This is a genomic window from Roseateles sp. (assembly GCF_046300915.1).
Lineage (GTDB): Bacteria > Pseudomonadota > Gammaproteobacteria > Burkholderiales > Burkholderiaceae_C > Kinneretia.
The window spans coordinates 1-6,052 of the sequence record NZ_JBKCLH010000195.1; the positions used below are offsets into that span (position 1 = coordinate 1).

General features: G+C 66.7%; 4 protein-coding genes. 1 reads left to right on the forward strand and 3 read right to left on the reverse strand.

What is annotated here, in order from left to right; all coding sequences use genetic code 11:
* The 3 genes from ACK5F2_RS14885 to ACK5F2_RS14895 form a co-directional block, all read right to left on the reverse strand.
* On the reverse strand, window positions 1–1,831 hold a 1,831-nt coding region (locus tag ACK5F2_RS14885; RefSeq protein ID WP_409865942.1), incomplete at its 3' end, for a GDSL-type esterase/lipase family protein.
* A 2-nt stretch (window positions 1,832–1,833) separates the two neighbouring features.
* Window positions 1,834–4,695: a TonB-dependent receptor gene (locus ACK5F2_RS14890; RefSeq protein ID WP_409865944.1), complete on the reverse strand. Its 2,862-nt coding sequence runs from the start codon at window positions 4,693–4,695 to the stop codon at window positions 1,834–1,836.
* Between the two features lie 162 nt (window positions 4,696–4,857).
* Window positions 4,858–5,217 (reverse strand): cupin domain-containing protein, encoded by a 360-nt coding sequence (locus ACK5F2_RS14895; RefSeq protein ID WP_409865947.1) that lies wholly within the window; start codon window positions 5,215–5,217, stop codon window positions 4,858–4,860.
* 234 nt (window positions 5,218–5,451) lie between these two features.
* Here ACK5F2_RS14895 and kduI point away from each other — a divergent pair.
* A partial coding sequence (kduI, locus tag ACK5F2_RS14900) for a 5-dehydro-4-deoxy-D-glucuronate isomerase (protein WP_409865949.1) occupies window positions 5,452–6,052 on the forward strand: 601 nt, incomplete at its 3' end.

The window sequence follows — 6,052 nt, forward strand, 5'->3', positions numbered from 1 at the left end:
CCCAGGGCCGCGCGCCCGCCGTGTGTAGGAGGCGGTCCTCGAGCTGCCGGGCGGGCAGGGGCTGCAGCCGGGGCGGGAGATAGGCCGGACGTGCCGCATCGCCCGCCGGCAGGATCTGCGCCGCTCCGGCGCTGTAGCGCCCCATCAGGGGGGCTGCTCCCCCCTGGCGGTCATGAGCCAGGTTGTCGGCCAGGTGGAGCTCCACATCCCCCTGTCCGCCCAGACTGAAAAGCGGTGTCTCGGCCGGGGTGTCCGGTCCATGGCGCAGCACATTGCCCACCAGGGCGATCTTGCCCGTCTGATAGGGCTGGCCCTGCCACTCATTGCCCAGCAGGTTGTAGTGGGCGGCGCGCGCGCCCGGGTTGTAGATCAGGTTGTTGATCATGGCCGCCTGGACGCCGCCCTTGAAGAGGGCATTGCGCTCGCGGTTGCTCGCATAGACATTGCCCAGCAGCAGCACGGCGCTGGCGTTGTCATGGATCAGGCTGCCCTTGGAGTGCTCGCCCTTGGCATGCACGCTGTTGGAAAGCCCCTCAAAGACCAGGTTGTTGCTGTAGGTGATGTGGTGCGAGGTCGCGAGCCGCCAGGCGGCCGGATCCGGTCCCTGGAAGCGCGGACCGCCGACAGAGAGGTTCTCGTCGGTGGCCCATGACAGGCTGCAGTGGTCCACGATCACGTGGTGGGCGCCTGCCTGGGTGCCGATGCCGTCGTGATCATGGCCGCTGCGCGGTGCGCGTCCATAGGCACCGGGGCGCACGCTGAGGTGCTGGACGATGACATCGTGGGTGCGCACGGCGATCCCGCCCTTGATCAGGCTGATGCCCGGCGCGGGCGCGGTCTGGCCGGCGATGGTGATGAAGGGGTGGACGATCTGCAGCTCGCGCCCCCCGAGGTCGATCACGCCGCCCACCTCGAACACCACGATGCGCGGCCCCTTGGCCTCCAGGGCTGCGCGCAGCGAGCCCGGCCCCTGGTCGGCCAGCGTGTTGACCTTGATGATGCGTCCGCCTCGCCCGCCCAAGGTGCCCACCGCCCAGCCTGCATGGGTGTAGGTGTGGGGATTCAGCGGCGGCGCGAGCGTGGCATCCGCGCTCGCGAGCGCGGGTGCCGGTATCTGGTCGCAGTCTGGCGGCGTGCTTCGGGGCAGGGCCAGCTCGGGCAGCTTGCGCGCCATTTCGGCGGCCAGCAGGGCAGAGAAGAAGCAGGCGCCGCGGGCGCCCAGATGGGTGTGGTCAAACCCGGGCTGGCCCGGCGCGGCCTGGGCCAGGGTCTGCGCGGCCGCCTCGCCCAAGCTCTGCAGCAGTTCGCCGCTGAGCCTGTGCAGGTCCAGCAGGGGAACGTCCAGCTGCTGGGCGACGCCCCGCATGGCTTGGGCCCAGGGCTGCAAATCGTCCTGCAGCACACCCTGGCTGAACTGGCGCCGGCGCAAGGGCGTGACCAGCACCGGTTGCGCCTTGAGCGCGCGCACGTCCTCGACGTAGCGCGCCAGATTGGCGGGATATTCGCGTTGCAGGTCGGTGGAGCGGCCCGGCTTGCCCGGCTGGTCGTTGTGCCCGAACTGGATCAGCACCCAGGCCGGCGAAGCCTCCGGGCGCGCGCGCAGCCGCGCCAGGGCCCGCGTCCACAAACCCTCGGCGCGGTAGCTGGCGCTACTGCGCCCGCCGCGGCCCAGGTTCAGGCACAGCGCGGCGGGCTCCAGGCGCTCGCAGAGCGCGTCGCCATAGCCCGTTTGCAGGGCCATGGTGCTATCGCCCACGAGCAGCACGGTTGGCAGCTCGGCCCAGGCCGGCCCTGCCGTCAGAAGCAGGGCCGCCAGTGCGAGATATCGCATGCTCAGAACTTGTAGCGCGCGCCGAACAGGAACTCCCGACCGGTGACGTTGTAGACCACAGGGCTGTTGCGGCTGCGGCTGACGAACTGGTCCTTGGCACGGTTGTTCAGATTGGTGCCTTCGAAGGTGAAGGTCAGACGGTCATCCCAGTCGTAGCTGAGCGACATGTCCACATTCACGGCGGCATTGGTCCCCTCCACATCGTTGTTGTTCTGCCCCGGAACGCGAGTCAGGAAGGCCGAGCGGTAGGAGGTGGACAGGCGCGCGCTGAAGCGACCGTCGTCGTAGTAGACCGACACATTGGCCGAGCGTGGGGACAGCCCGATCAGGTTGTCAACGATCGAGGCATTGCCTGCCGCACTGTCGCGATAGGCGACGTTCGACTTCACATAGGTGTAGTTGAACTGCATGCCTGTGTTGCTCAGGACGCCGGGCAGGAACTTGAAGGGCTGTTGCCAGTTCAACTCGATGCCCTTGAGCGATCCGCCCTCGGTATTGATCGGCGTGGTGATCGCGTAGACCGTGTCGGCGTTCTGCGAGTTCGGCAGTGAGGACAAGGGCAGGCCGGTATCGCCGTAGCGCGTGCTGCCGCGCAGGCTCTGGATATAGGTGTCGATGTCCTTGTAGAACAGGCCGACGCCCAGGAAGCCTTCTTTGCTGAAGTACCACTCGCCGTTGAAGTCCAGCGTCTTGGCACGATAGGGCTTGAGGTTCGGGTTGCCCGCCGTGATGGTCTGGTTGGCCGTGTTCAGGGACATGCCCGGGTTCAGATCATTCAGGCGCGGGCGGGCCATGACCTTGGCCGCTGCCGCGCGCAAGATCAGCTCGCGCGACAGATTCAGGGCCACGTTCAAGGACGGCAGAACATCGGTGTAGCTCTGCGTCTCCTGGGTGGGCGTGCCATTGCCCACCGAATCAAAACCCGACGCCGTCTGCGAGGTGCGCACATAGCGAACGCCGACATTGCCGCGCAGCGGCAGCGATGACACCCGCTCGCTGAAGTCCAGCATCACATACGCGCCTTCGTCCTTCTCGGTCGCGCCGAAATTGTTGCCCCGGGCGCTGCCATTGCTGATGGACGTCAGCCGGAAGTCACCCGGCCCGCCGGCCGGACCGCTCTTGAGGCAGTTGCAGTAGATGTCGTAGGCCGCTGCGATGGCGCCGAGATTGGGAATGATCCAGCTCGTCGGCACGCCGGCTGGCAGATTCAGACCCTTGCCGAACCCCGTCAGGGTGGTCGTCAGGCTGCTGGCAGCGACACCGCTTGGGGGCGCATACATCAAGGCCTCGTTCGTGCGGCGCGACTCGAAGGTGTCGAAGACGAAGCGCTTGTAGCTCAACCCGGCTTTGAGGGTGTAACGGTCGGGCACCAGGTCCCAGCTCAGATCGACCTGGCCGTTGTCATTGCGATTGGTCGCCCCCAGGGGCCGGATGCGAATCTCGCTGCTCACCAGTGTGGCCGGCACCGTCGCGGCACCGGCTGCGGCGGTGACGAATCCCAGGCCGCCCGCGCTCAGCTCGGTGACGGAAATCGGATAGCTGATCAGGGGCAGGCGGCTGTTGCCGCTGAAGTCGATCGAGTAGCCATTGACGTTGTTGGCGTCCAGGGTGGTGGTGGTCTGCACCGGGTTGCGGAAGCGGCTCTTGCCCTGACCGAGCTTGACGCTCATGCGCAGGGTGTCGCTGAAATCGTGCTCCAGACTCAGCGTCGGTTGCACGAACTCGGTGGAGAGTTCGTCGAATCGGGACTCGGAACGGATGTCTACCCCGTTGTACACGCCGCGCACCAATTCCCCGGATGCATCGTAGACGGCCTGCAACACGCTGGTCTGGGGCTTGCCGTTGGTGCCGGTGCGACTGAAGGAAATGGCTTGCAGGAAGTCTTCCTGGCGGGTGGCCTCCAGCTTGGCGTACATCAGGTCAGCCGATACCAGGGTGTTCTCACCGGGCCGGAACTGCAGCGAGCTGGTGATGCCGAGCCGGCTCTGGTCATGCGTCAGCCGGCCATAGCGCGGCAGACGCGGATGGAAGTTGGCCGCATTGTTGGAGGCGGCCAAGGCGGCCGGATCGGAGCCCGCGGTGGCAAACAAACCCTGGCTGCTCACCCCATTGGCCCAGCGAACCGTGGAGAAACCCTCCTCCAGCACCTTGCGCTCGGAATAAGCCACGGACATCAGCGCCCCGAACCTGCGGCTTTCGTCCGTGAACGAGACCAGGCCCGCAACACGCGGCGTGGTCTTGCCCGACAGATCGTTGTAGCGCCCCTGCGCGGACGCCGTAGCCGTCCAACCGCGCTTGAAGTCAAAGGGACGCCCGGTCTGCAGATCAACCGTGGCGCCCAGAGAGCCCTCATCGACATCCGCCGACGCACTCTTGCGCACCGTGATGCTGCTGAACAGCTCGGAGGCAAAGACATTGAAGTCAAAGCCGCGTGAGCGGTTGGCTCCGCCCGAGCTGTCCGTACCGCCGGTGGTCGCCAAGGCTTCCAGGCCATTGATGCGCACACGGGTGAAGTCCGCGCCCAGGCCGCGCACGGTGATGCTGCGGCCCTCGCCAGCATCACGATCAATCACCACGCCGGGAACGCGTTGCAGCGACTCGGCCAGATTGGTGTCGGGGAACTTGCCGATGTCCTCGGCCTTGATCACGTCGACGATGCCGCGGTCCTCGCGCTTCTTGTTCAGCGCGCTTTCCAGCGAGGCGCGGAAGCCCGTGACCACCACGGTTTCCATGGCCTGGGTCTGGGGCGCGGCGGCTTGGCTCTGGGCCCAGGCGGGCGCGAAGGCCAGCAGGGTGCCGCTGCCCAGCAGGCACAGGGCGAGGGGGTTGAGGCGCGGCGCGGTGGCCCGACGGCGGCTTTGCATGATCTTGTCTCCTGCGTGTTGGTCGGCGCCCCGCTCACGTGGCTGGGGCGCATCGGTTCATGTCGCGGCCCGGGCGGGTCGCGATGTCGGAGGGCGCGCGCAGGGCGCCGCGTCAGCAAGGGGACCCGCGGGCGCTGCAGTGCGGCCGCGGGCCATGGGGTCCTAGAGGTAGTCCTCGCGGCGGGGCGAGAACTGGTCCAGCAGGCTGCTGTTCGGTTCCAGGGCCCGCACGCCATGTGGGGTCAGGCGGGGGGCCACGAAGGCATCGCCGGCGCGGATCACGCGCTTGACGCCGCCCACATCGCATTCAAAGGAGCCGCTGAGGCAGAAGGCGATCTGGTCATGCGCATCGTGTGCATGCACCGTGCCCACGGCCCCCTGGTCGAACTGCACCAGCACCGACATCAGCTCGGGCGTGTGGCCGACGATCTTGCGGCGTATGCCCTCACCCAGCTCGGTCCAGGGGGTGCTGGCGTCGTCAAAGTACAGAGGGCTGCTGCTGCTGGCAGGTGTGGTGCTCATGGGGTCTCCGCTGTCTCATGCCCGTTTGTCAGGCGCGGTGTCGCGATGCTTCGCGAGCCTCGATTTGCAGCGACTATAAGCGCGGAGATTAAAAAATGAAACGACGGTTCACTAAATAGAAACCATAATTCCGGGAAAGTCCGAGCCTGCGCTAGGCTAGCAAGCATTCGATCCAGACCGGCGCACCGCTCCCCCCTTGTTTCACCCCGCCGCCGGCGCCAAGGAGACCTTTCGATGGAAATCCGCCAACCGATCCACAGCGCGCATGCCCGCACGCTGGACACCCAGGGCCTGCGTGAGCAGTTCCTGGTCGAGCAACTCTTCAAGCCCGATGAGACCACGCTGACCTACAGCCAGATCGACCGCATCATCGTGGGCGGCATCATGCCCGTGAATCAGGCCCTGAGCTTTGCGCCGGAGCTGGGGCGCCACACCGGCACCGATTTCTTTTTGCAGCGCCGCGAGCTGGGCCTGATCAATATCGGCGGTGCCGCCCGCGTCAAGGTGGACGAGCAGAGCTACGAGATCGGGCCGCGCGAGGCGCTCTACATCGGCCAGAGCGCCCGCGAGCTGGAGTTTCGCAGCCTGGACTCGGCCCAGCCCGCCAAGCTTTACTTCAATAGCGCGCCGGCCCACACCGCCTACCCGCACCGCAAGGTGACCCTGGCCGAGGCCTCGCCCGAGACCCTGGGTTCGCCCGAGACCAGCAACCGCCGCACCATCTACAAATTCCTGGTGCCCGATGTGCTGCCCACCTGCCAGCTGCTGATGGGCATGACCCAGCTGGAGCCCGGCAGCCTGTGGAACACCATGCCCTGCCACACGCACGACCGGC